The sequence below is a fragment of the Reyranella soli genome, assembly GCF_007992495.1.
Taxonomy (GTDB): Bacteria; Pseudomonadota; Alphaproteobacteria; order Reyranellales; family Reyranellaceae; genus Reyranella; species Reyranella soli.
Genome location: NZ_BKAJ01000313.1, coordinates 1 through 3,655 on the forward strand (window position 1 = coordinate 1; position 3,655 = coordinate 3,655).

5 protein-coding genes are annotated in these 3,655 nt (G+C 64.7%); 3 read left to right on the forward strand and 2 right to left on the reverse strand.

All coding sequences use genetic code 11. The annotated features are described in order from the left end of the window. Positions 1–5: 5 nt before the first annotated feature. Entirely contained in the window at positions 6–443 is a 438-nt protein-coding gene (locus RSO01_RS46220) for an OmpA family protein (protein ID WP_147157381.1), read from the reverse strand. Continuing rightward, the gene (locus RSO01_RS46225; RefSeq protein WP_147157382.1) at positions 440–1,036 is read right to left on the reverse strand and encodes a 2-hydroxychromene-2-carboxylate isomerase; all 597 of its coding nucleotides are present in this window, start codon (positions 1,034–1,036) and stop codon (positions 440–442) included. The genes RSO01_RS46220 and RSO01_RS46225 overlap by 4 nt, the downstream gene beginning before the upstream one ends. Positions 1,037–1,110: 74 nt before the next feature. Between RSO01_RS46225 and RSO01_RS46230 the strand changes: the two genes are divergently transcribed. From RSO01_RS46230 to RSO01_RS46240, 3 genes are all read left to right on the forward strand, one after another. Next, positions 1,111–1,881 (forward strand): glucose 1-dehydrogenase, encoded by a 771-nt coding sequence (locus tag RSO01_RS46230; RefSeq protein WP_147157383.1) that lies wholly within the window; start codon positions 1,111–1,113, stop codon positions 1,879–1,881. A gap of 69 nt (positions 1,882–1,950) precedes the next feature. Continuing rightward, complete coding sequence (locus RSO01_RS46235; RefSeq protein WP_170303894.1) at positions 1,951–3,114, forward strand: aromatic ring-hydroxylating oxygenase subunit alpha; 1,164 nt, start codon at positions 1,951–1,953, stop codon at positions 3,112–3,114. Positions 3,115–3,208: 94 nt separating this feature from the next. Next, on the forward strand, positions 3,209–3,526 hold the full coding sequence (locus tag RSO01_RS46240) for a co-chaperone GroES (protein ID WP_147157385.1): 318 nt from the start codon (positions 3,209–3,211) through the stop codon (positions 3,524–3,526). Positions 3,527–3,655 lie beyond the last annotated feature (129 nt).

Below are 3,655 nucleotides of genomic sequence, written 5' to 3' on the forward strand. Positions count from 1 at the left end.
CTCTGCTATCGCGAAAACAGGATCGTCACCCGTCGGTCCTTATCCGACGCGTTGTAGCTGCCGAGATCCATGTTGCCGAAGGCCTCGGGGTCGGCGGCGATTACGACGTGGTTGGCGGGATAGCCCGCACGGATCAGCTCGGCGGCCACGGCCTGCGAGCGCTCGCGGGCGAGCTTGGCGTTCAGCGCCTTGTCGCCCAGCTTGTCGGTGTGGCCGACCAGGCAGATCGACGTCACCTGCCGGTCCTTCGCCGTCTTCACCGCTTCGGCGATCACGGGCTTGTCGGCCGGCCGCACATGCGCGCTGCCCAGGTCGAAGAGCACCCACACCGGCTGCGGTTGGTTGGCGCCGCCGCCGCGGGCGCAGGAGCCGACGGTCTGGGCGAACGACGGCGTCGCGCCGACGAGGATGCCGGCGGCGAGCAGCAGGCCGAGCTTGGTCATTTGAGGTCTCCCTTGAGGGCCATCTCGACGAAGGGCAGCCGGTCGTTGCCGAAGAACATCATGTCGCCCACGAAGCTGGTCGGTGCGCCGAACACGCCGCGTGCCACTGCTTCGTCCGTCGTGGCCTTCAACCGATCCTTAACGTCCTGGTCCTGGATGCGGTTGCCGATCTTGGCGGCATCGAGACCCGCCGCGGCCAGGACCTTGGCCACTTCACCCATGTCATTCAGGTTCACGCCATCGACCCACATCGCCTTGTAGATGGCGGGATGATAGCGCTCGAAGAAGCCGTCGATCTGCGCCGCCGCCGCACCGCGCATCAGGGCGAGCGTGTTCACCGGGAAGAACGGGTTGTGGTTGAAGGGCACGCCATAGTGGCGGGCCCACATCGGCATGTCGAAAGCGCTCCATTTCGACTTCAGTTCCACCGTCATCGGCGAGGCGTTGCCGGTCGCCTTGAACACGCCGCCCAGCAGCATCGGCTTGCGTGAAAGGCTGGCGCCGACGCGCTTGGCGATGGCCTCGACCTGGGTGTCGGCCAGGTAGGAATAGGGGCTGCCGTAGTCGTAGTAGAATTCCAACGTGCGGGCCATTCGGGCTCCTCCTTGCTTGTCGCCAGCCTGCGCTGCTTCTAGCCTTGCCTCAAGAAAGTTAAGGGACGAATCGCATGAGCAGGGTAGCAGGCAAGGTGGTGCTGGTGAGCGGCGCCGGATCGGGCATCGGACGCGCCACTGCTACGTTGCTCGCGAAGGAAGGCGCCACGGTGATCGTCACCGACATCAACCGGCCGGGTGGGCTTGAGACCGTGCAGCAGATCGGCGGCCAGATTAATGGAGGAGGGGCTCGGTTCGAGGAGCATGACACGTCGAAGGAAGCCGACTGGAAGCGCATCATCGACGGCATCCTGGAGCGCGAAGGGGCGCTGCACGGGCTGGTGAACAATGCCGGCATCTCGGGGCCATTCCCCGCAACCTTCGAGACCGAGACCGTGGAGCAGTGGCAGCGCATGCTGTCGGTCAACGTCCAGGGCGTGTTTCTGGGCTGCAAGCACGGCGTGCCGGCGATCCGGCAGTCGGGTGGCGGCTCGATCGTCAACACCTCGTCGCTGGCCGCCTTCCTCGGGACTCCGGACCTCTCGGCCTATGGCGCGAGCAAGGGCGCGGTGCGGCAGTTCACCAAGACGGTGGCGATCGACTGCGCGCGCAAAGGCTACAAGGTACGCTGCAATTCGGTGCATCCCGGCATCATCCTGACGCCGATGGGTAACGCGGTGATGCCGAGCGACAAGGCCCGTGAGCGAGCCCGGCGGCGCATCCCGATCGGCGATTTCGGCGCGCCTGAGGACATCGCTTATGGCATCCTCTACCTGATTTCCGACGAATCGCGTTTCGTCACCGGCACCGAGCTGGTGATCGACGGAGGCATGAACGCCATTTAGACGCATCCAGCGACGGAGACGGCAATGCAGCAGGCCGATCAAGTTGCGTATCTCGAGCGTATGTTGTGTATGGTGCGTACCAACACGCGCGACGACGCGCCTGGCGTCATGCACACGCCGGTCGAGGGTTACTACGACCCGGTGCGCTACCAGCGCGAAGTCGACCTGCTGTTCCGCAAGTATCCCATCGTCGCCGCCTTCTCGAGCCAGCTGCGCAACGCCGGCGACTTCGTGGTGCACAACGAGACCGGCCAGCCGATCCTGGTGACGCGCGGCACCGACGGCGTGCTGCGCGCCTTCCTCAATGTCTGCCGCCATCGCGGCGCCGCCGTCGAGCAGAAACCCTGTGGCGCCAACAAGCGCGCCTTCGTCTGCGCCTATCACGGCTGGAGCTACGACCTCACCGGTCGGCTGGTCGGCATCACCGATGCCGCCACGTTCGGCGAGATCGACAGGAGCAAGTACGGCCTGCGGCGGCTGAAACTGGCGGAGAAGTACGGGCTGGTCTGGGTCGTGCCGACCGCGCTGGAGGACAACGAGGACACCAGCCTCGACATCGAAGGCTATCTCGGTGCGCTCAACGCCGACCTGTCGGGCTGGGACATGCAGGGCTGGGAGCTGCACTCCTCCGAGCCGATCCGGCCGCGCATGAACTGGAAGCTGGTGATCGACACCTTCCTCGAGCTCTACCACTTCCGCTACCTGCACCCCGGCACGGTCTATCCGCTGTTCCTGGACAACATCGCCACCTACGAGCGCATGGGCAACCACATGCGCTGGGCGGCGGCCAAGCGCTCGCTCACCGAGCTGGAGGGCCAGCCCCAGGAGAGCTGGCGCATCCGCGACCACGCCATCGTGTTCTATTCGCTCTTTCCCAACACCGTGCTGACCTACACCCAGGATCACTGCGGCGTGTTCTCGAGCTTCCCGATCTCACCCGACGAAGCGGTGTTGCGGTTCTCGGTGCTGGTGCCGCCGGAGGAGAAGGCAGCAAAGCCCGAAAAGTACTGGAAGGCCAATGTCGACCTGTTCGCCAACGCGCTGGTCGAGGATCTCGGCATCGGCGAGACCATCCAGAAGAATTTCAGGAGCGGCGCCAACCGCCAGCAGACCTTCGGCAAGTTCGAAAAGGCGCTGGGGTGGTATCACCAGGAGGTCGAGACGGCGGTCGATGACGTCGTTCTGAAGAAAAGCGGGCGGTTTGGCCGGTTTGGGCCGAATATCGCTTGCTAGTTGGTAAAAAAGAGCCATTTCTCTACCAGTTGTTGCGTCGTGTACGCCCAGGAGGCGCCCGCCGCTCAAACCCGACAAACTGGAGAAAATCGCCATGAGATTCCGGCCGTTGCACGACCGCGTGATGATTCGCCGTGTCGCTTCCGAAGGCCGGACGGCCGGCGGCATCCTCATTCCCGACACCGCGCAGGAGAAGCCGATGGAGGGCGAGATCGTCGCCGTCGGTCCGGGGGCCCGCGACGAGACGGGCAAGGTGGTGCCGCTCGACGTCAAGCCGGGCGACCGCATCCTGTTCGGCAAATGGTCGGGTAGCGAGATCAAGCTCGACGGCGAGGATCTCCTGATCATGACCGAGTCCGACATCATGGGCATCGTCGAACGGCCTGCCGTCGCCAACAAGAAGGCGGCCTGACGGCCCGCATCGCCCAGCATTCCAACAAGGAACAAGACCATGGCTGCAAAAGAAGTACGTTTTGGCGGCGACGCCCGCGCCCGCATGATCCGCGGCGTCGACATCCTGGCCGATTCGGTCAAGGTCACG